Raw genomic sequence first — 21,478 nt, forward strand, 5'->3', positions numbered from 1 at the left:
ATCAGTCATTGACGGTCTCTCCGGTTTTCTTGCTTTTGAACATGTCCAACGCCAGCATGATTGCACCGACGGTGATGGCACTGTCGGCAAAGTTGAACGCCGGGAAATACCAGCGGTTCTGCCAATGCACCAGAATGAAGTCGATCACATGGCCCAGGGCAATGCGGTCGTACAGGTTGCCCAGCGCGCCGCCCAACACCAGGGCCAAGGCGATGGCCAGCCAGGTGTCATCGCGACCCAGGCGCTTGAGCCACACTACCAACACTGCGCTGACCACCACGGCAATCAGGGCGAACAGCCAGCGCTGCCAGCCACCGCTGTCAGCCAGGAAGCTGAAGGCGGCGCCGGTGTTGTAGGCCAGGGTCCAGCTGAAGTAATCCGGGATCACCACGATCTGCTGGAACATCTGCAAGGAGCCTTCGAAATGAGCCTTGCTGACCTGGTCGATGACCAGGACCAGCACACTCAGTACGAGCCAGCCCAGACGTCCGAAACGACTGGCGTTAGGCATAGTGGCGAACCTCGCCAGCACCCGAGATGTTGTCGACGCAACGACCGCAGATTTCCGGATGCTCGGGGTTCACGCCAACGTCTTCACGACAGTGCCAGCAACGGGCGCACTTAGGGAAGGCCGACTTGACCACTTTGAGCTTGAGGCCCGGCACTTCGGTGGCAACCGCGTCCGCCGGGGCCTGGGCGAATGGCGCCAGGCTCGCGGTAGAAGTGATCAGCACGAAGCGCAGTTCGTTGCTCAGCTTGGCCAGGTCGGCGGTGAGACCGTCTTCGGCAAACAGGGTGACCTCGGCTTGCAGGTTGCCACCGACGGCCTTGGCCGCACGCTGTACTTCCAGCTCCTTGTTCACCGCAACCTTCACGGCCATCACGCCTTCCCAGTACTCGCGGCCCAGTTCGAAGCCGGCCGGCAGTTCGGTCAGGCCGTCGTACCAGGTGTTGAGCATCACAGATTCGTTGCGCTCGCCCGGCAGGTATTCCCACAGTTCGTCGGCGGTGAACGCCAGGATCGGTGCGATCCAGCGCACCAGCGCTTCGCTGATGTGATACAGCGCGGTCTGCGCCGAACGGCGCGCCTTGCTGTTGGTGCCGGTGGTGTACTGGCGGTCCTTGATGATGTCGAGGTAGAAACCACCCAACTCCTGCACGCAGAAGTTGTGGATCTTCGAATAGACGTTCCAGAAACGGTATTCGCCGTAGTTTTCCTGCAACTCGCGTTGCAGCAACAGGGTACGGTCCACGGCCCAACGGTCCAGCGCGAGCATGTCCTCGGCCGGCAGGAGGTCGGTGGCCGGGTTGAAACCGGTCAGGTTCGACAGCAGGAAGCGCGCGGTATTACGGATACGACGGTAGGCATCGGCGCTGCGAGCCAGGATCTGGTCCGACACGGCGATTTCACCCGAGTAGTCGGTCGACGCGACCCACAGACGCATGATGTCGGCGCCCAGGGTGTCGTTGATCTTTTTCGGCTCGATCACGTTCTTCAGCGACTTGGACATCTTGCGGCCTGTCTCGTCGACGGTGAAGCCGTGGGTCAGCAGTTCGCGGTACGGCGCGTGGTTGTCGATGGCGCAACCGGTCAGCAACGACGAGTGGAACCAGCCACGGTGTTGGTCCGAGCCTTCCAGGTACAGGTCGGCACGCGGGCCGGTTTCGTGACCCATCGGGTGCGAGCCGCGCAGCACGTGCCAGTGCGTAGTGCCCGAGTCGAACCACACGTCGAGGGTGTCGCTGATCTTGTCGTACTGCGGCGCTTCATCGCCCAGCAACTCGGCAGCGTCCAGCTTGAACCAGGCTTCGATGCCTTCCTGTTCGACACGCTGGGCCACTTGTTCCATCAGTTCGACGGTACGTGGGTGCAGCTCGCCGCTTTCCTTGTTCAGGAAGAACGGGATCGGCACGCCCCAGTTACGCTGGCGCGAGATGCACCAGTCAGGGCGGTTGGCGATCATCGAGTGCAGGCGCGCCTGGCCCCAGGCCGGGACGAACTTGGTGTCTTCGATGGCTTTGAGCGAGCGGACACGCAGGGTGTCGCCGCTGGTCGGTTCTTTGTCCATGCCGATGAACCACTGCGCAGTGGCGCGATAGATCAGCGGGGTCTTGTGGCGCCAGCAGTGCATGTAGCTGTGCTGGATGGTCGCGGTCTGCATCAGCGCACCGACTTCGCGCAGCTTGTCGATGATCGGCTGGTCGGCCTTGAAGATGAACTGGCCGCCGAAGAACTCCAGCGAAGGCACGTAGACGCCGTTGCTTTGCACCGGGTTGATGATGTCGTCGTTGACCAGGCCGTACTTCTTGCAGATGACGAAGTCGTCCACGCCGTAGGCCGGCGAGCAGTGCACGATGCCGGTACCCGAACCCAGTTCGACGTAGTCAGCCAAGTATACCGGCGACAGGCGGTCATAGAACGGGTGGCGGAAATTGATCAGTTCCAGCGCGGAGCCGGTGGTGGTGGCGATCACCGAACCTTGCAGCTCGTAGCGGGCCAGGCAGGCTTCGACCATTTCTTCGGCCAGCACCAGCAGGCGGTCACCGATGTCCACCAGGGCGTAGGTGAATTCCGGGTGCACGTTCAGCGCCTGGTTGGCCGGGATGGTCCACGGCGTGGTGGTCCAGATCACGATGGCAGCCGGCTTGCCCAGGCTTGCCAGGCCGAAGGCCTCGGCCAGCTTGGCGTCGTCGGCGACCGGGAAGGCCACGTCGATGGTCGAGGACTTCTTGTCTTCGTACTCGACTTCCGCTTCGGCCAGGGCCGAACCGCAGTCGAAGCACCAGTTCACGGGCTTGAGGCCCTTGAACACGAAACCGCCCTTGACGATTTCGGCCAAGGCGCGGATTTCACCGGCCTCGTTCTTGAAGTTCATGGTCTTGTACGGGTTGTCCCACTCGCCCAGCACGCCCAGGCGGATGAACTCGGACTTCTGCCCTTCGATCTGCTCGGTGGCGTAGGCACGGCACAGTTCGCGGGTTTTATCCGCGCCCAGGTTCTTGCCGTAGGTCACTTCGACTTTGTGTTCGATCGGCAGGCCGTGGCAGTCCCAACCCGGGACATAAGGCGCGTCGAAGCCCGACAGGGTTTTCGAGCGCAGGATCATGTCCTTGAGAATCTTGTTCAGCGCATGACCGATGTGAATCGTGCCGTTGGCATAAGGAGGGCCGTCGTGCAGGACGAATTTCGGACGATCCTTGCCAATCTCGCGCAACTTTCCGTACAGGCCAATACTGTCCCAGCGCTGCAGGATCTGCGGTTCGCGCTGTGGCAGGCCGGCCTTCATTGGGAAGGCGGTGTCCGGAAGGTTTAACGTGGCTTTATAGTCGGTCATTTAAGGCTCTTCGGTTAGCGATGGGCGCTAGGTGCGGCTAGTGCACGGGCGGCGGCGACATCCGCATTGATCGCCGTTTTCAACGCCTCAAGGGAGGCGAAACGCTGCTCTTCACGCAGCTTCTGGTGGAAAACCACCGTCAAACGCCGGTCATACAGATCACCGGCAAAATCCAGCAGATGTACTTCCAGGTGGGCCTTGCCATCACCTGCAACCGTGGGCCTGACACCTATGTTGGCGACTCCCGGCCACGATTGGCCGTCGATGTCGACGCTCACCAGGTAAACCCCGGTCAGCGGCACACGACGGCGCTTGAGTTGCACGTTGGCGGTTGGCGTGCCCAATTGGCGCGCCAGCTTCTGGCCGTGCAGGACCCGCCCGGCAATGCGGAACGGGCGACCGAGCAAACGCTCGGCCAAGGCGAAGTCGGCAGCCGCCAGGGCATTACGCACCTGGGTACTGCTCACCCGCAGGCCGTCCAGCTCGACGGTTTGCGCGGCTTCGACGGTAAAACCCTGGCTGACGCCGGCCTGTTGCAGGAAATCGAAATCCCCGACCCGGTCGCAACCGAAGCGGAAGTCGTCACCGACCTCCAGGTGCTGTACGCCCAGGCCATCAACCAGGATGCGGTCGACGAACTCGGCAGCGCTCAGGCTTTGCAAACGCTGGTTGAAAGCCAGGCAGAGGACGCGGTCAACGCCTTCTTCCGCCAGCAGTTGCAACTTGTCACGCAGACGGGCCAGGCGTGCCGGCGCAGTCTCGGGCGTAAAGTATTCCCGTGGCTGCGGCTCGAAAATCACCACGCAGCTGGGCACGCCCAACTCGACCGCACGTTCGCGCAGCCTGGCCAGGATAGCCTGGTGGCCACGGTGAACACCGTCAAAGTTGCCAATAGTGGCGACGCAGCCCCGATGCTCGGGGCGCAGGTTGTGGAGACCTCGAACCAGCTGCATAACGCGCTTCTTGCTCATAAAGTGGTCGATTATAACCACACCCGGCCCCGGACGACAGGCAACTGAACGGGCCAAATGGGTCGAATCGATAAAACAACCGTTTTATCGCGGCAAACTCTCTAACCCAGGGACTTGCGATTGAAATCCCGCAGGCGGAAGCCCTGCAGCAGCAACATCCCGAAGTACACCACCACACCCGCGACGACCAACACGCCAAGACGCATGAAGCGCTCCAGCATATGGCCTTCATCCCACGCCGGCATGAAGTGCATCAACCCCAGCAACACGGCCGACATCGCCCCGACCGCCACCAGCAGCTTGAGGGTGAACAGACCCCAGCCAGCCTGCGGCTGGAACATCTGCTGCTTACGCAACTGGTAAAACAAAAGCCCTGCGTTGATGCACGCGCCCGCACTGATGGCCAAGGCCAGGCCGGCATGGGCCAGCGGGCCGATAAACACCAGGTTGAGCAGTTGTGTGACGATCAGCGTGAAAATTGCGATTTTTACCGGTGTACGGATGTTTTGCTGAGCATAGAAGCCTGGCGCAAGCACCTTGATCACGATGATGCCGAGCAAGCCAACGGAATAGGCGACCAAGGCATGCTGCGTCATCAGTGCGTCGTGGGCATCGAATTGGCCGTATTGAAACAGTGACACAGTCAGCGGCTCAGCCAGGATCCCCAGGGCCAGTGCGCACGGCAACACCAGCACGAAGCACAGGCGTAGGCCCCAATCGAGGATGCGCGAGTATTCCTGGCGGTCCTTGCTGGCGTAGGTGCGCGACAGGGTAGGCAGCAGAATCGTGCCCAGGGCCACGCCGAGCACGCCGGAGGGCAGCTCCATCAGGCGGTCGGCGTAGTACATCCACGACACCGAGCCCGACACCAGCAGCGAAGCGAAAGCCGTGTTGATGATCAGCGAAATCTGGCTGACCGACACGCCGAGGATCGCCGGCAGCATATTGCGCATCACGCGCCATACGCCGGTGTCCTTGAGGTTCAGGCGTGGCAATACGAGCATGCCGATCTTTTTCAGGTGCGGCAGTTGGTAGAGCAGTTGCGCCAGGCCACCGGCCAGTACGGCCCAACCGAGCGCCATCACCGGCGGGTCGAAGTACGGCGTGAGAAACAGCGCGAAGATGATCATGCTGACGTTCAGCAGGGTCGGCACGAAGGCTGGCACCGAGAAGCGGTTCCAGGTATTGAGGATCGCCCCGGCCAGGGATGACAGGGAGATCAGCAATATATAAGGAAAGGTCACTCGCAGCAGATCGGTGGTCAGCGCGAATTTTTCCGGGGTATTGGCAAAACCGGGGGCCGTGGCCCAGATCACCCAGGGGGCGGCGAGCATGCCCAGAATCGTCACCAGCATCAGCACCAGGGTCAACAGGCCGGACACATAGGCAATAAAGGTACGGGTAGCTTCCTCGCCCTGCTGGGTCTTGTACTCGGCCAGGATCGGCACGAATGCCTGGGAAAACGCACCTTCGGCGAAGATCCGCCGCAGCAGGTTGGGCAATTTAAACGCAATAAAGAAGGCATCCGTGGCCATGCTGGCGCCAAAAATGCGCGCCAGCAGGGTGTCACGCACAAACCCCAGAACCCGGGAGATCATCGTGATAGAGCTGACGGCGGCCAACGATTTGAGCAGATTCATTGAAAGAGTTTGCGCCTTTAGATAAAGAGCAGGCGTACAAAGCGCCCACTTATGCGATACTGCGCGCCTGCAACAGCACAGAGCCAAAGCTCGCGAGTTTACAGGTCAAGCGCCGGAAATAAATCACCCGCCTCTTCAGATCGACCACTCAGCAGTTCGCATCAGCCGCCCTTGACAACCCATCAAGTCATCGGCATGATTCGCGGCCTATTTTGTTTGCTATTTCCTAAAAAGTCTTTCGAGGAGCTCGACGGTGGCCAACACACCTTCCGCCAAAAAACGTGCAAAACAGGCTGAGAAGCGTCGCAGCCACAACGCCAGCCTGCGTTCCATGGTTCGTACCTACATCAAGAATGTAGTTAAAGCCATCGACACCAAAGACGCTGAAAAAGCCCAAGCTGCTTACGTTCTGGCTGTGCCAGTTATCGACCGTATGGCCGATAAAGGCATCATCCACAAGAACAAGGCCGCTCGCCATAAGAGCCGCCTGAATGGCCACATCAAGGCTCTGAGCGTTGCTGCTGCAGCCTAAGTGGTAACAACTGCTACGCAGCCCAGGTTGCGAAACAGTTAAGAAATGCCCCGTACCGAAAGGTCCGGGGCATTTTTGTTGTGGGAGGGGGCTTGCCCCCGATGACGGTGGGTCAGTAAAGAATGTACTGACTGACATACTGCAATCGGGGGCAAGCCCCCTCCCACATTTTTTCAGGCACAAAAAAACGCCCCGAACCAGTCGGGGCGTTTTTGCTACCGATTGATCAAACCACAATCAATGGTGGTGACCGCCTTCACCGTGAACGTGGCCGTGGGCCACTTCTTCCTGGGAAGCGTCGCGGATGGCAACGATCTTCACTTGGAAGTTCAGGCGCTGGCCAGCCAGCGGGTGGTTGCCGTCGACGGTGACGTCGTCGCCGTCCAGGTCACGGATGGTGACGATCTGCATTTGGCCGTCCGGTGCGGAGGCGTGGAACTGCATGCCGACTTCCAGCTCGTCAACGCCTTCGAACATGCTGCGGCTCAGGGTGCTGACCAGTTCGGCCGAGTACTCGCCGTAGGCATCTTCAGGTTCTACGGCAACGGTCAGCTCATCACCGACATTCTTGCCTTCCAGGGCTTTTTCCAAGCCTGGGATGATGTTACCTGCGCCTTGCAGGTAGACCAGCGGCGCGCCGCCGGCTGAGCTGTCGATGACCTCACCAGCGTCGTTGGTCAGGGTATAGTCGATGGAGACAGCCTTGTTAGCGGCGATCGTCATGGGGCGAGACCTTTTGCATAAGAATGAAGAACGGACAAGTCTAAACAAGGATTTGCCCGAAAGCGAACAGAACCCGGACAGACGGGACCGATCAACGGCATCCTTCATCATCGGGTTCCACCAGGACGACGACCAGCACTGGGTCGCCGAGCTGTCCTGCGGCCACACCCAGCACCTGCGCCACCAGCCACCCTGGCAGTCACGCGCCTGGGTGCTGGACCCCGCGCAACGTATTGAAAAATTAGGCCAGCCCTTTGCCTGCGGCTGGTGTGCGCAGGAGCGCGATTAACGATAACCTTGGCGCCTGATTCGCGGTAGACGCTCAGCCATAGAGCGTCACCCAAGCCATGCACCTCCAGAGAATCCGCATGCAGACTTTTTTTATCGCGCCCACCGATTTTGGTGTGGGTCTGACCTCCATCAGCCTTGGGCTGGTGCGTACCCTTGAGCGAGCCGGGCTGAAAGTCGGCTTTTTCAAGCCGATTGCCCAGCCGCACCCCGGCGACACCGGCCCCGAGCGCTCCACCGAGCTGGTGGCGCGCACCCACGGCCTCAAGCCGCCACAGCCTCTGGGCCTGGCCCACGTAGAGCGCATGCTCGGCGACGGCCAACTCGACGAGTTGCTCGAAGAAATCATCACGCTGTACCAGCAAGCCGCGGTGGGCAAGGACGTATTGATCGTCGAAGGCATGGTGCCCACCCGCAGCGCCAGCTATGCGGCGCGGGTCAACCTGCACCTGGCCAAGAGCCTGGATGCGGAAGTGATCCTGGTGTCCGCACCAGAAAACGAAGTGCTCACCGAACTCTCCGGGCGTGTTGAGCTGCAGGCCCAACTGTTCGGCGGCCCGAAAGACCCCAAAGTGCTCGGCGTGATCCTCAACAAGGTGCGCACCGACGAAAGCATGGAAGCCTTCTCGGCACGCCTCAAGGAACATTCGCCGCTGTTGCGCAGCGGTGATTTCCGCTTGCTCGGCTGCATTCCCTATCAACCGGAACTCAACGCACCGCGTACCCGCGACGTGGCCGACCTGATGGGCGCGCAGATCCTCAACGCCGGCGACTACGAAACCCGGCGCATGACCAAGATCATCATTTGCGCGCGCACCATGCGCAACACCGTGGAGCTGCTCAAGCCCGGCGTGCTGGTGGTGACGCCCGGCGACCGCGACGACATCATCCTCGCCGTCAGCCTGGCCGCGATCAACGGCGTGCCGCTGGCCGGCCTGCTGCTGACCAGCGACACCCTGCCCGACCCGCGCATCATGGAGTTGTGCCGTGGCGCGTTCCAGGCCGGGCTGCCGGTGCTGTCGGTGAGCACCGGTTCCTACGACACCGCCAACCAGCTCAACAGCCTCAACAAGGAAATCCCGATTGATGACCGCGAGCGTGCGGAAATCATCACCGATTTCGTCGCCAGCCACCTCGATGCGCGCTGGCTGCACCAACGTTGCGGCACACCACGGGAAATGCGTCTGTCGCCGGCGGTGTTCCGCTACCAACTGATCCAGCGCGCCCAGGCCGCCAACAAGCGCATCGTGTTGCCCGAAGGCAGCGAGCCGCTGACCGTGCAAGCCGCCGCGATCTGCCAGGCGCGCGGCATTGCCCGTTGCGTGCTGCTGGCCAAGCCGGCGGATGTGGAAGCAGTCGCCCGCGCCCAGGGTATCGAACTGCCTGAAGGCCTGGAGATTCTCGACCCGGACCTGATCCGCCAGCGCTACGTCGAGCCGATGGTGGCGCTGCGCAAGAGCAAAAGCCTCAACGCGCCGATGGCTGAGCAGCAACTGGAAGACACCGTGGTGATCGCCACCATGATGCTCGCACTGGATGAGGTGGACGGCCTGGTCTCCGGCGTCATTCACTCCACCGCCAACACCATCCGCCCTGCCCTGCAGCTGATTAAAACGGCGCCGGGCTGCACCCTGGTGTCGTCGGTGTTCTTCATGCTGTTCCCCGAGCAGGTGCTAGTGTACGGCGACTGCGTGATGAACCCGCACCCGAGCGCCGCCGAACTGGCAGAGATTGCCCTGCAAAGCGCCGACTCGGCAGCCGCGTTCGGCATCACCCCGCGCGTGGCGATGATCAGCTATTCCAGCGGCGATTCGGCCAGCGGCGAAGAAGTGGAGAAAGTCCGCGAAGCCACCCTGCTCGCCCACGAACAGCAAAGCTCGCTGCTGATCGACGGCCCACTGCAATACGACGCCGCCGCCAACGAAAACGTGGCCCGGCAATTGGCCCCCAACAGCCAGGTCGCCGGCAAGGCCACAGTGTTTGTGTTCCCCGACCTGAACACCGGCAACACCACGCACAAGGCCGTGCAGCGCAGTGCCGATTGCGTGAGCCTGGGGCCGATGCTCCAGGGCCTGCGCAAACCGGTCAACGACCTGCCGCGCGGCGCCCAGGTGGACGACATCGTGTACACCATCGCGCTCACTGCGATCCAAGCCGCCAACCGACCTATGGATATCTAAATGCTGGATTTTCTACCTGCCGCCGTGCGCGGGGTGATTGCATCGCTGTTGTTGGCGCTGAACACGATCCTGTTGTGTTCGTTCCTGTTTATCGTGGCGTTGTTCAAGGCCCTGCCGTTTGCCAAGCGTTTCAGCGAATGGCTGATGAACCACACCCATGAGGCATGGGTGACCAACAACAAGGGCTGGATGAACCTGGTGCGACGCACCCGCTGGCACCTCACCGGGCTGGAAGGGCTGGACTACCAGCACTCGTACCTGGTCACCAGCAACCACCAGAGCTGGGTCGACATCATGGTGCTGCAATACGTGCTGAACCGCCGGATTCGCCCACTGAAGTTCTTTCTCAAGCAGGAGCTGATCTGGGTGCCGGTGATTGGCCTGGCGTGGTGGGCGCTGGGCTTTCCGTTCATGAAACGCTACACCAAGGCCTACCTGGAGAAACACCCGGAAAAGAAAGGCAAGGACCTGGAAACCACTCGCAAGACCTGCGCGAAGTTTCGCGACAACCCGGTGGGTATTTTCAACTTTGCCGAGGGCACGCGGTTTACCCCAGGCAAGCATGCGCAGCAAAAGTCCCCCTTCCGTTACCTGCTCAAGCCCAAGGCTGGCGGGATTGCGTTTGTGCTGGATGCCATGGGGGAGCAGTTGAAGTCACTGGTGAACGTGACCATTCACTACCCGGCTGGGCGCCCAGGTTATTGGGATTTGCTGTGCGGGAATGTGCGGGACGTGGTGGTGCAGTTTGAAGAGGTGCAGATCCCGGCCGAATTCATTGGCAAGAATTATGAGCAGGATGGGGAATATCGGTTGGCGTTCCAGGGCTGGATCAACCAGCTCTGGGAACAGAAGGATCAGCTACTGGAGCAGCTGCACAGAGAATTCCCAGGTAAACAATGATCAAGAATGTGGGAGGGGGCTTGCCCCCGATGGCGTTGGGTCAGTAACAGATGTACTGACTGACACTCCGCTATCGGGGGCAAGCCCCCTCCAACATTTGATTGCGACAGGCTTTAGATCGCGCCGCGCTGACGCAGCAACTCCAGCACTTGCTTGACGCTTTCTTCCAGTGACAGGGCCTGGGTGTCGATCACCAGATCGGCATTCAACGGCACGTCGTACGGGAAGGATTCGCCCGGGATGTTATCCCCACCGGCCGCGTACAGGCCTTGCGGATCGCGCTCGGCGCACACCAACGGCGACGCCTGCACGTAGACGGTCAGCAGACGGTCGCCGCCAATCAACGCCTTGGCCTGTTCACGGCCTTCGGCATCCGGCGCAACGAACGCGGCCAGGGTCAGCAGGCCGGCTTCGTTGAACTGACGCGCCACATGCGCGGCACGACGCCAGTTCTCGGTGCGACCGGCACGGTCCTGCGGCAAGCCCTTGTTCAGGTCATGGCGCAGGTTCTGGCCATCCAGCACAAATACCGCACGGCCCATGTCGAACAGCTTGCGCTCGACCGCATAGGCCAGGGTGCTCTTGCCAGCGCCGGACAGGCCGCTGAACAACACGGTGGCCGGTTGCTGGCCGAAGCGCAGTGCACGCTCTTCGGTGGCCACATGGGCCAACTTGCCGTGCTGCGCCGCACTGCCGTGACCGACCGGCGGGGCGATGATCATGCCTGCGGCTACTGTGCCATTGGTCAAACGGTCGATGACGATAAACGCACCGGTGGTGCGGTTGCTGTCGTAACCGTCCAGCGCGATGGCGGCGTCGAGGCTGACCTTGACCCGACCGATCTCGTTCAGTTGCAGCGCGCTCGCCGGGCCTTCGGCCAGGGTGTTCACGTCCACACGGTGCACGATGCTGGTGATGGAACCCGGCACGTAGCTGGTGGCGCGCTTGATGTCGTATTTCTTGCCCGGCAGCATCGGCTCTTCGGCCATCCACACCAGCATGGCGTCGAAGGCGTCAGTCACTTGCGGCACGTTGTCGGCATGCACCAGCAGGTCGCCACGGGAGATATCGATCTCGTCTTCCATGGTCAGCGTCACCGCTTGACCAGGGCCGGCGTGCTCCAGCTCACCTTCGAAGGTGACAATGGATTTGACGCGGCTGCTCTTGCCCGACGGCAGCACCACAACTTCGTCGCCCTTGTGCACGATGCCGCTGGCCAGGGTGCCGGCGAACCCACGGAAATTCAGGTTCGGACGATTGACGTACTGCACTGGGAAGCGCAGGTCGGTGTAATTGCGGTCGTTGGCGATCTCGACGGTTTCGAGGATCTCCATCAGCGACTGGCCGGTGTACCAGGGCGAACGCTCGCTCTTGTTCACCACGTTGTCGCCCTTGAGCGCCGACATCGGCACGAAGGCCAGGGTGCTCGGCTTGAAGGCGATACCGTCGGCGAACTTCAGGTAATCGGCCTTGATCTGCTCGAATACGCTTTGGTCAAAGCCATTGATGTCCATCTTGTTGACGGCCACCACGATGTGCTTGATGCCCAGCAACGAGGCGATGAAGCTGTGGCGACGGGTCTGGGTCTGCACGCCGTAGCGCGCGTCGATCAGGATGATCGCCAGGTCACAGGTGGACGCACCGGTGGCCATGTTGCGGGTGTACTGCTCATGGCCGGGGGTGTCGGCGATAATGAACTTGCGCTTGGCGGTGGAGAAGTAGCGATAGGCGACATCGATGGTGATGCCTTGCTCCCGCTCGGCCTGCAGGCCGTCGACCAGCAAGGCCAGGTCGATGTCGTCACCGGTGGTGCCGGACTTCTTCGAATCGCGGGTGATGGCTTCCAGGTGATCTTCGTAGATCATCTTGGAGTCGTGCAGCAGGCGCCCGATCAGGGTGCTCTTGCCGTCGTCGACGTTGCCACAGGTCAGGAAGCGCAACATTTCCTTGCGCTCGTGCTGGCCCAGGTAGGCGAGGATGTCCTCGCTGATCAAATCAGATTGATGCGACATGACAGCCCCTTAGAAATAACCTTGACGTTTTTTATCTTCCATCGAGCCTGCGCCATCGTGGTCGATGACACGGCCCTGGCGCTCGGAAGTTCGCGTCAGGAGCATTTCCTGAATGATGTCCGTCAGCGTCTCGGCTTCGGACTCCACCGCGCCAGTCAACGGGTAGCAGCCAAGGGTACGGAAACGTACTTTCTTTTTGACGATTCGGGCTTTGTCTTCGTCGGACAGGTGCTCGAGGATGCGGTCGTCGTCGATCATGATCAACGTACCGTTCTTCTCGATCACTTCACGCTCGGCGGCGAAGTACAGCGGTACGATCGGGATGCCTTCCAGGTAGATGTACTGCCAGATGTCCAGTTCGGTCCAGTTGGACAGCGGGAACACGCGGATCGACTCGCCCTTGTTGACGTTGCCGTTGTAGACATTCCACAGCTCGGGGCGCTGGTTTTTCGGGTCCCAGCGGTGCTTGCTGTCGCGGAACGAGTACACGCGCTCTTTGGCACGGGATTTCTCTTCATCGCGACGGGCGCCGCCAAAGGCTGCGTCGAAACCATGCTTGTTCAGGGCCTGTTTGAGGCCTTCGGTCTTCATGATGTCGGTGTGCTTGGCACTGCCGTGGGTGAACGGGTTGATGTTCTGCGCCACGCCGTCCGGGTTGATGTGGGTGATCAGGTCCAGGCCCAGCTCTTCGACCATCTTGTCGCGGAACGCGTACATCTCCTGGAATTTCCAGCGGGTGTCGACGTGCATCACCGGGAACGGCAGCTTGCCCGGGAAGAAGGCCTTGCGTGCCAGGTGCAGCATCACGGCGGAATCTTTACCGATCGAGTAGAGCATCACCGGGTTGTCGAACTCGGCGGCGACCTCGCGGATGATGTGGATGCTTTCCGCCTCCAGCTGTTTCAGATGCGTCAGTTTGTCGACCATGGTTACTCACGGAAAAACGATCTTATGGACGGCCAGCGGGCCGTGTTCGAGCGGGGCATGCTAGCACAGCACCTGCTTCTATTCAGGCGGCCTACTAGACCGAAACGGTATATGGATATACCACGGAGTTTGGGGTTAATCGCGGTCAAGTGTGGGAGGGGGCTTGCCCCCGATAGCGATGTGTCAGTCACTGCATGAGTAGCTGATCCACCGCCATCGGGGGCAAGCCCCCTCCCACATTTGTTCGGTGGTGTTTGTTAGATTGGGTTGGGGCAGTCGATGAACAAATGCTCCAACGCGAAGCGCCGCGCCAGGTAATCGCCCAGCGCCTGCACGCCGTAGCGCTCAGTGGCATGGTGACCGGCGGCGATGAAGCTGATGTCGTTTTCGCGGGCGCTGTGGAAGGTCTGCTCGGAGGCTTCGCCGCTGAGGAACAGGTCGACACCGGCCGCAATCGCGTCGTCGATGTAGCCCTGACCACCGCCGGTGCACCAGCCGACGCGGCGGATCATCTCGCTGCCTTCGATCAGCAACGGCTCACGGCCCATGACTTCCTGCACGCGGCGGGCAAAGTCGCGAGGTGACAGCGGTTCGGCGAGCGAGCCGACCAGCCCGACGATTTTGGGATTGCCCGGGTCCAGCGGGCCTTCGACGGTGATGTCGAGTTGACGGGCCAACTGCACGTTGTTGCCGACCTCGGGATGCAGGTCCAGCGGCAGGTGGTAGGCCAGCAGGCTGATGTCGTGCTTGAGCAGCGTCTTCAGGCGGCGCTGCTTCATGCCGGTGATGCACGGGTTTTCGCCTTTCCAGAAGTAACCGTGGTGCACCAGGACCAGATCCGCCTGGGCTTCGACGGCCGCGTCCAACAGGGCCTGGCTGGCGGTCACGCCGCTGACGATGCGCATCACCTGTGGCCGGCCCTCGACCTGCAGGCCATTGGGGCAGTAATCGGCAATTTTTGCGCTGCCGAGGTAGCGGTCCGCTTCCTCGACGAGGGTGGTAAGGGGGACGGCCATAAAAGACTCCTAAATATCCGGTTCGCAGGCGTCACAGCCTCGTATAATGCGCGACATTATGGGCGCTCTCCCGCCCCCTGCAACCTGTCAGGACTTACTTGATGCTCAAGGCGCTGCGTTTTTTTGGATGGCCATTGCTGGCTGGCGTGCTGATCGCGATGCTGATTATTCAGCGTTACCCCGAGCTGGTGGGGCTGCCCAGCCTGGATGTGAACCTGCAACAGGCGCCGCAAAGCAATTCGGTGGTGCAAGGCCCGGTGACCTACGCCGATGCCGTGGTGATCGCCGCCCCTGCCGTGGTCAACCTGTACACCACCAAGGTCATCAACAAACCGGCCCATCCACTGTTTGAAGACCCGCAGTTCCGCCGTTACTTCGGTGACAACGGGCCAAAACAGCGTCGCATGGAGTCCAGCCTGGGCTCCGGGGTGATCATGAGCCCCGAAGGTTACATCCTTACCAACAACCACGTGACCACCGGCGCCGACCAGATTGTGGTGGCCCTGCGTGACGGCCGCGAAACCCTGGCCCGTGTGGTGGGCAGCGACCCGGAAACCGACCTTGCGGTATTGAAGATCGATTTGAAGAGCCTGCCCTCCATCACCCTCGGCCGTTCCGACGGTTTGCGTGTGGGTGACGTGGCGCTGGCCATCGGCAACCCGTTCGGCGTGGGCCAGACCGTGACCATGGGCATTATCAGTGCCACCGGGCGCAACCAACTGGGCCTTAACAGCTACGAAGACTTCATCCAGACCGACGCGGCGATCAACCCGGGTAACTCCGGCGGTGCATTGGTGGACGCCAATGGCAACCTGACGGGCATCAACACGGCGATCTTCTCCAAGTCCGGCGGCTCCCAGGGCATCGGGTTTGCGATCCCGGTGAAGCTGGCGATGGAGGTGATGAAGTCGATCATCGAGCACGGCCAGGTGATTCGCGGCTGGCTGGGGATCGAGGTACAGCCGCTGACCAAGGAGCTGGCCGAGTCATTTGGCTTGACCGGACGCCCTGGCATCGTGGTCGCCGGGATCTTCCGCGATGGCCCGGCGCAGAAAGCCGGCCTGCAACTGGGGGATGTCATCCTCAGCATCAACGGCGAACCGGCCGGTGATGGCCGCAAGTCGATGAACCAGGTGGCGCGGATCAAGCCGACCGAGAAGGTGGCGATCCAGGTGATGCGCAACGGCAAAGAGATCAAGTTGCTGGCGGAAATCGGGCTGCGTCCGCCGCCTGCGCCGGTCAAAGAAGAGGAATAGGTCGCCGCTTGCAGGTGCCCCTTCCCGGGCACCTGTAAACTGATATTTCAAAGCAAGTCATTCTCATTAGGCATGTTATATTGTTTCAATATCGCTATTGGAACGCTCTATCATGCCGTCTCGAAGAATCGCCCCCATGGCTGGCCTGGCCTTGGGTTTGCTGCTCGACCCCGCCTTCGCCGAAGAAAACACCCTGGAACTCGACACCATCAGCGTCACCACCGACGCCTATGAGTCCGCCACCGGCCCGGTCAAAGGCTACCGCGCCACCCGCTCCGCCAGCGCGACAAAAACCGACACCGCCATTCGCGACATCCCGCAATCCATCAGCGTAATTCCCGCCACAGTGCTCAAGGACCTGGGCAGTACCCACGTGGAACGCGCCCTGGAATTTGCCGGCGGCGTGTCCAAGCAAAACAACTTCGGCGGCCTGACTCTGTACGAATACAGCGTGCGTGGCTTCACCACGTCCGAGTTCTACCAGGACGGTTTCAGCGCCAACCGTGGCTACCCGAGTACACCGGACGCGGCCAATATCGAGCGCATCGAAGTACTCAAGGGCCCTGCCGCCAGCCTGTATGGACGCGGCGATCCCGGCGGCACCGTGAACATTGTCACCAAGAAGCCCCAGCCAGAAGCCTTCACCACCGTGCAGACCAGCGCCGGCAGTTGGGACCGCTATCGCACCGCCGTGGACGTGAACACTCCGCTGGACGGCGAAGGCAACCTGCTGTCGCGGGTCAACCTGGCGGTGGAAGACAACCACAGCTTCCGCGATCACGTGCAGAGCAAGCGGGTATTCGTCGCGCCTTCGTTCAGTTGGCAACTGGACCCGGACACCAGTCTGCTCGTCGAGAGTGAATTCGTCCGCCACAGCTCTACCTTCGACCGTGGCATCGTCGACGCCCCCGGCGTATCTCGTTCCACCTTCCTCGGCGAACCCAACGACGGCGATATCGACAACCACAACAATCGTCTCCAGGCCACCCTTGAGCATCACCTCAACGATGCCTGGAAACTGCGTCTGGCCAGCCACTACAAACAAGGCAGCCTGTGGGGCGACGCCTCGGAAAACCGTGCACTGAATGCCGACGGTCACACCATCGACCGCCGCTACCGTGAACGCTCCATGGACTGGCACGACAGCATTACCCAGCTCGAGCTGCGCGGCCTGTTCGACATCGGCAGTTGGCAGCACGAACTGCTGATCGGCACCGAATACGAGGACTATCGCAAGAAAGAGCGCGTCACGGCGATTGGCGGTAGCCGCTACAGCATCGACATCTACAACCCGGTCTACGGCCAGGCCAAACCCAACGGCCTGCGCTCCGGCACCGACTTCTTCGAACAGACCAAGAGCCACGCGCTGAACCTGCAAGACCAGATCGTCTTCACCGACCGCCTGCGCGGCATGGTCGGAGCGCGCTTCGAGCATTTCGAGCAGCGTATCGACGACTTCACCCGCAACCACGCCAAAGCCGAGCAAACCCACAACGCCTTTACCCAGCGCGCCGGCCTGCTCTATCAGCTCACGCCGCAAGTCGGCGTATTCGCCAACGCCTCTACTTCGTTCAAGCCCAATAGCGGGTTGGGCGCCGACAACAAGTCCTTCAAGCCTGAGGAAGGCGTGGGCTATGAAGTGGGGATCAAGAGCGAGCTGTTCGACGAGCGCCTCAGCGCTACGATCGCAGCCTTCCATATAGAAAAGGAAAACGTGCTGAGCCTGGACCCGGCCACCAACCTCAACCGCGCCGTAGGCAAGGCGCGCAGCCAGGGCCTCGACCTGCAACTGTCCGGGCAAGTGACCGACGCCGTACGGGTGATTGGCGCGTTTGCCTACATTGATGCTGAAGTGACCAAGGGCGACAAAGTCATTCCTGCCGGCAGCCGGATACTCGGCGTGGCCAAGCGCAGCGGCAGCCTGTTGGGGGTGTATGAGTTCCAGGATGGCGCGTTGCGCGGTTCAGACCTGGGGGCGGCGTTCACCTATGTGGGCGATCGCTCCGGTGAGGCCGGCACGAGTTTCGAATTGCCGGCCTACCACACGGTTGATCTGCTGGCCCATTACAAGGCCACCGACAACGTCACCGTGGGCTTGAACCTCAACAACCTGTTTGATGAGAAGTACTACGAGCGGTCCTACAGCAACTACTGGATCAGCCCAGGCGAACCGCGCAACCTCACGGTCAGCCTGACCCTCAACCTGTAACACAACCAAAATGTGGGAGGGGCAAGTCCCCTCCCACATTTTGATCTTCACTTGGTTTGGTTACAGCGCCGTGGGTGCGCGCTCGCAAAGGGTATTAAGCGCCTTCGCCCACTGCGGATCATCATTCAGGCACGGCACCAACACCAACTCCTCGCCCCCGGCCTCGCGGAACTGCTCCAGCCCGCGATCGCCGATTTCTTCCAGCGTCTCGATGCAATCGGCGACGAACGCCGGGCACATCACCAGCAGCTTTTTCACGCCCTGCTGGGCCAATGCTTCAAGGCGAGCCTCGGTGTAGGGTTCGATCCACTTGGCGCGGCCCAGGCGCGATTGGAAGGCCACCGACCACTTGTCTTCGGGCAAGCCCAGGCGTGCGGCAAAGTCGCGGGCGACGCTGAAGCACTGCGCGCGATAGCAGGTCTTGAGCACCTCGGCGGACGCATTCTTGCAGCAGTCTGCATCCTTGAAGCAGTGCTGGCCGGTAGGGTCGAGCTTGGTCAGATGGCGCTCGGGCAAACCGTGGAAACTCAGCAGCAGGTGGTCGTAATGCTGTTCCACGTACGGCCTTACGCTGGCAGCCAGGGCGTCGAGATATTCGGGCTGATCGTAGAACGGTTGCAGGATCGAGAATTGCACGTCGAGCTTTTTGTCGCGCACCACGCGCTTGGCTTCCTCGATCACCGTGGTCACGGTGCTGTCGGCAAACTGCGGATACAGCGGCGCCAGGGTGACCTTGCGAATGCCTTGGGCGGCGAGACGGGTCAGCACGCTTTCAATCGACGGCTCACCATAACGCATCGCCAACTCCACCGGGCCCTGGGTCCACTGCGAAGTCATCTGCTGTTGCAGGCGGCGACTGAGCACCACCAGCGGCGAACCCTCGTCCCACCAGATGGACGCGTAGGCATGCGCCGACTGCTCGGGGCGCTTGATCAGGATCAGCGACACCAGCAAGCGCCGCACCGGCCACGGCAGGTCGATCACATAAGGGTCCATCAGGAACTGATTGAGGTAGCTGCGCACATCCGCCACCGAAGTGGACGCCGGCGAGCCCAGGTTGACCAGTAACAACGCGTGATCCGTCATGCAACATCCTATCTTTAGAGGCGGCTGGACAAGTCATCCAAAGCCGCACGCAACTCAGTGAACTGGAAAGTGAAACCGGCAGCCAGCAAGCGCTCGGGCAGCGCCTTCTGCCCGCCCAGCAACAGGCCGGACAACTCGCCCAGGCCCACCCTCAATGCAAAGGCCGGCATCGGCATGAACGCCGGGCGGTGCAGCACCTGGCCCAGGGTTTTGGCAAACTCGCGATTGCGCACCGGGTGTGGCGCGCAGGCATTATAGGGACCGCTGGCGTCGGCCTGGTGCAGAAGAAAATCAATCAGGGCGATTTGATCCTCGATATGCACCCACGGCATCCACTGCCGACCATTGCCGATAGGCCCGCCCAGCGCCAGTTTGAACGGCAGCAACAGCCGCGACAAAAAGCCGCCCTGCGCCGCCAGCACCAGGCCGGTACGTACCAGCACCACACGCATCCCCAGGGCTTCGGCACGCTGGGCGGTTTCTTCCCAGGCGATGCACAACTGGCTGGGGAAATCGTCCTGCACCGGGCCGCTGGCTTCGGTCAATTCGCGCTCGCCGCCATCGCCGTACCAGCCCACTGCCGAACCGGAAATCAACACCGCCGGTTTGTGCTCCAAGCCTTCAAGCCACGCCAGCAAGGTCTCAGTGAGACTGATTCGGCTGCTCCACAACAGCGCCTTGCGCTTGTGGGTCCAGGGGCGGTCGGCGATGGGCGCACCCGCCAGGTTAATGACCGCGTCGACCGGGCCGATAACCTCTTCAAGGCGGCTGACTCCCGACACCTGAGCGCCGCACACCTTGGCGACCTGATCCGCGTGGCGACTCCACACGGTCAGGCGATGGCCCTGGGCAAGCCAGTGCTGGCAGAGTTGACGGCCGATCAGGCCAGTACCGCCGGTCAGCAAAATGTGCATGGGATGTCCCTCATGTAACGTTCGCCGTCCATCACTGGTCTATTTTATAAACAGGGATCAATTTGAACGGGCGTCACGTTGGATTAAGCCTCTGCTTTAACCATAGGTCACGCCGTAAGAACAGGTAAGCCAAAACTTATACCAAAAAACAATATTGTACAGCTATTGGTGTCGGCGTAGTCTGTACCCAACGGTAAAACGAGGCCTCCCATGACTGTTCCCATCGCGATCATCGGCACCGGCATCGCCGGTCTCTCCGCCGCCCGAGCGTTACGAGACGCGGGGCACGTTGTACAACTCTTCGATAAAAGCCGCGGCAGTGGCGGGCGCATGTCCAGCAAGCGCAGCGATGCCGGCTCCCTGGACATGGGCGCGCAATACTTCACCGCCCGCGACCGGCGCTTCGTCAACGAAGTGCAACGCTGGCAAAGCCACGGCTGGGCCGAGCAATGGAAGCCCCAGCTGTACAACTTCAAGTCCGGCCAGCTCACTCCCTCCCCCGATGAACAGATCCGCTGGGTCGGCACGCCGCGCATGAGCGCAATCACCCGCGCCCTGCTCGACGACCTGCCGGTGGAGTTCGGTTGCCGCATCACCGAGGTGTTCCAGGGCAAACACCACTGGAACCTGCTGGACGCGGACGGCGAAAACCATGGCCCCTTCAGCCACGTGATCATCGCCACGCCTGCGCCCCAGGCCACCGCCTTGCTGGCCGCAGCGCCCAAGCTGGCGAGTGCCGCCGCCGGGGTGAAAATGGACCCGACCTGGGCCATCGCCCTGGCCTTCGATAAACCCCTGGATACCCCGATGGAGGGCTGCTTCGTGCAAGACAGCCCCCTCGACTGGCTAGCGCGCAACCGCAGCAAACCTGGGCGCGATACCACCCTCGACACCTGGGTGCTGCACGCCACCAGCGCTTGGAGCAAGGCACACCTAGACCTGCCCAAAGAGGCGGTGATCGAGCACCTGCACGGCGCCTTCGCCGAACTGCTGCACAGCGCCATGCCCGCGCCGTCATTCAGCCTGGCGCACCGCTGGCTCTATGCTCGACCATCCAGCAGCCACGAATTCGGTGTGCTGGCCGATGCCGACCTGGGCCTGTACGTGTGTGGCGACTGGTGCCTGTCGGGCCGTGTGGAAGGTGCCTGGCTCAGCGGCCAGGAAGCCGCACGACGCTTGATCGAGCACCTGCAATGAACCGCATCAATCCCGCCAAATTGCTGCTGTCGAAGTGGACAGCAGCCCACCCTCGCAACAAAGAAAAACACTTTCTGGTCACCGAGCTGTTTCGTGATGAAGAAGGCACGGTGCTCGACATTGAACTGCAGGCCGTGATGACACACCGCAGCGAGCGCCTGCCCTGGCAAACCCTGCAGGATATCGACGCCTGGAAAATCGGCTGGAAATAGCGCACTCGCAAAACTTGTACAAATAATTTGACTTGTACAGCATCGAACCTATGATGAGATTTAGTTGTACAGGATTTAAA

Annotated in this window: 18 protein-coding genes; 8 read left to right on the forward strand and 10 right to left on the reverse strand. The window is 61.3% G+C overall.

Annotation, left to right across the window (positions count from 1 at the left end; genetic code table 11):
• Position 1 precedes the first annotated feature (1 nt).
• The 4 genes from lspA to murJ form a co-directional block, all read right to left on the reverse strand.
• On the reverse strand, positions 2-511 hold the full coding sequence (lspA, locus tag NL123_RS26480) for a signal peptidase II (protein WP_071494207.1): 510 nt from the start codon (positions 509-511) through the stop codon (positions 2-4).
• A complete protein-coding gene (ileS, locus tag NL123_RS26485) occupies positions 504-3,335 on the reverse strand; it encodes an isoleucine--tRNA ligase (RefSeq protein WP_248486062.1) in 2,832 nt (943 codons plus the stop codon). Before ileS ends, lspA begins: the two co-directional genes overlap by 8 nt.
• Before the next feature lie 14 nt (positions 3,336-3,349).
• Entirely contained in the window at positions 3,350-4,288 is a 939-nt protein-coding gene (gene ribF / locus NL123_RS26490) for a bifunctional riboflavin kinase/FAD synthetase (RefSeq protein WP_071494209.1), read from the reverse strand.
• 119 nt (positions 4,289-4,407) lie between these two features.
• Positions 4,408-5,946: a murein biosynthesis integral membrane protein MurJ gene (gene murJ / locus NL123_RS26495; protein WP_248486060.1), complete on the reverse strand. Its 1,539-nt coding sequence runs from the start codon at positions 5,944-5,946 to the stop codon at positions 4,408-4,410.
• Between the two features lie 253 nt (positions 5,947-6,199).
• On the opposite strand from murJ, the gene rpsT reads away from it, so the two are divergent.
• Positions 6,200-6,478 (forward strand): 30S ribosomal protein S20, encoded by a 279-nt coding sequence (rpsT, locus tag NL123_RS26500; RefSeq protein WP_016976313.1) that lies wholly within the window; start codon positions 6,200-6,202, stop codon positions 6,476-6,478.
• Positions 6,479-6,715: 237 nt separating this feature from the next.
• On the opposite strand, the gene NL123_RS26505 is transcribed toward rpsT, so the two are convergent.
• Positions 6,716-7,201 carry an FKBP-type peptidyl-prolyl cis-trans isomerase gene (locus tag NL123_RS26505; protein WP_003188398.1) on the reverse strand — a complete coding sequence of 162 codons (486 nt, stop codon included), beginning with the start codon at positions 7,199-7,201 and terminating at the stop codon, positions 6,716-6,718.
• On the opposite strand from NL123_RS26505, the gene NL123_RS26510 reads away from it, so the two are divergent.
• The 3 genes from NL123_RS26510 (at position 7,200) to yihG (ending at position 10,569) form a co-directional block, all read left to right on the forward strand.
• A complete protein-coding gene (locus NL123_RS26510; RefSeq protein WP_348984776.1) occupies positions 7,200-7,490 on the forward strand; it encodes a DUF3565 domain-containing protein in 291 nt (96 codons plus the stop codon). The genes NL123_RS26505 and NL123_RS26510 overlap by 2 nt on opposite strands.
• Before the next feature lie 79 nt (positions 7,491-7,569).
• Positions 7,570-9,669, forward strand: a complete 2,100-nt coding sequence (gene pta, locus NL123_RS26515) for a phosphate acetyltransferase (RefSeq protein ID WP_025856577.1) — start codon at positions 7,570-7,572, stop codon at positions 9,667-9,669.
• Entirely contained in the window at positions 9,670-10,569 is a 900-nt protein-coding gene (gene yihG, locus NL123_RS26520) for a 1-acylglycerol-3-phosphate O-acyltransferase, YihG family (RefSeq protein WP_248486056.1), read from the forward strand. It begins immediately after the preceding gene.
• A 113-nt stretch (positions 10,570-10,682) separates the two neighbouring features.
• Here the strand turns inward: yihG and cysN are convergent, their stop codons facing one another.
• The 3 genes from cysN to NL123_RS26535 form a co-directional block, all read right to left on the reverse strand.
• The gene (gene cysN, locus NL123_RS26525; protein ID WP_248486054.1) at positions 10,683-12,581 is read right to left on the reverse strand and encodes a sulfate adenylyltransferase subunit CysN; all 1,899 of its coding nucleotides are present in this window, start codon (positions 12,579-12,581) and stop codon (positions 10,683-10,685) included.
• A 9-nt stretch (positions 12,582-12,590) separates the two neighbouring features.
• On the reverse strand, positions 12,591-13,508 hold the full coding sequence (gene cysD / locus NL123_RS26530) for a sulfate adenylyltransferase subunit CysD (protein WP_494356657.1): 918 nt from the start codon (positions 13,506-13,508) through the stop codon (positions 12,591-12,593).
• Between the two features lie 257 nt (positions 13,509-13,765).
• Entirely contained in the window at positions 13,766-14,524 is a 759-nt protein-coding gene (locus NL123_RS26535) for a Nif3-like dinuclear metal center hexameric protein (protein ID WP_248486052.1), read from the reverse strand.
• 101 nt (positions 14,525-14,625) lie between these two features.
• Here NL123_RS26535 and algW point away from each other — a divergent pair, with 101 nt between their 5' ends.
• Both algW and NL123_RS26545 read left to right on the forward strand, forming a co-directional pair.
• Positions 14,626-15,780, forward strand: coding sequence for a Do family serine endopeptidase AlgW (gene algW, locus NL123_RS26540; RefSeq protein ID WP_248486050.1), 1,155 nt, complete (start codon positions 14,626-14,628; stop codon positions 15,778-15,780).
• 112 nt (positions 15,781-15,892) lie between these two features.
• Positions 15,893-17,989, forward strand: a complete 2,097-nt coding sequence (locus NL123_RS26545; RefSeq protein ID WP_494356658.1) for a TonB-dependent siderophore receptor — start codon at positions 15,893-15,895, stop codon at positions 17,987-17,989.
• A 60-nt stretch (positions 17,990-18,049) separates the two neighbouring features.
• On the opposite strand, the gene hemH is transcribed toward NL123_RS26545, so the two are convergent.
• Both hemH and NL123_RS26555 read right to left on the reverse strand, forming a co-directional pair.
• Complete coding sequence (gene hemH, locus NL123_RS26550) at positions 18,050-19,075, reverse strand: ferrochelatase (protein WP_494356659.1); 1,026 nt, start codon at positions 19,073-19,075, stop codon at positions 18,050-18,052.
• Positions 19,076-19,089: 14 nt separating this feature from the next.
• Positions 19,090-19,989 carry a TIGR01777 family oxidoreductase gene (locus NL123_RS26555; RefSeq protein ID WP_494356660.1) on the reverse strand — a complete coding sequence of 300 codons (900 nt, stop codon included), beginning with the start codon at positions 19,987-19,989 and terminating at the stop codon, positions 19,090-19,092.
• A 210-nt stretch (positions 19,990-20,199) separates the two neighbouring features.
• Between NL123_RS26555 and NL123_RS26560 the strand changes: the two genes are divergently transcribed.
• On the forward strand, positions 20,200-21,186 hold the full coding sequence (locus NL123_RS26560) for an NAD(P)/FAD-dependent oxidoreductase (RefSeq protein ID WP_248486045.1): 987 nt from the start codon (positions 20,200-20,202) through the stop codon (positions 21,184-21,186).
• Positions 21,183-21,398: a TIGR02450 family Trp-rich protein gene (locus tag NL123_RS26565; protein ID WP_058423092.1), complete on the forward strand. Its 216-nt coding sequence runs from the start codon at positions 21,183-21,185 to the stop codon at positions 21,396-21,398. Before NL123_RS26560 ends, NL123_RS26565 begins: the two co-directional genes overlap by 4 nt.
• Positions 21,399-21,478: the final 80 nt, after the last annotated feature.

This window comes from Pseudomonas sp. FBCC-B1565, assembly GCF_059133265.1.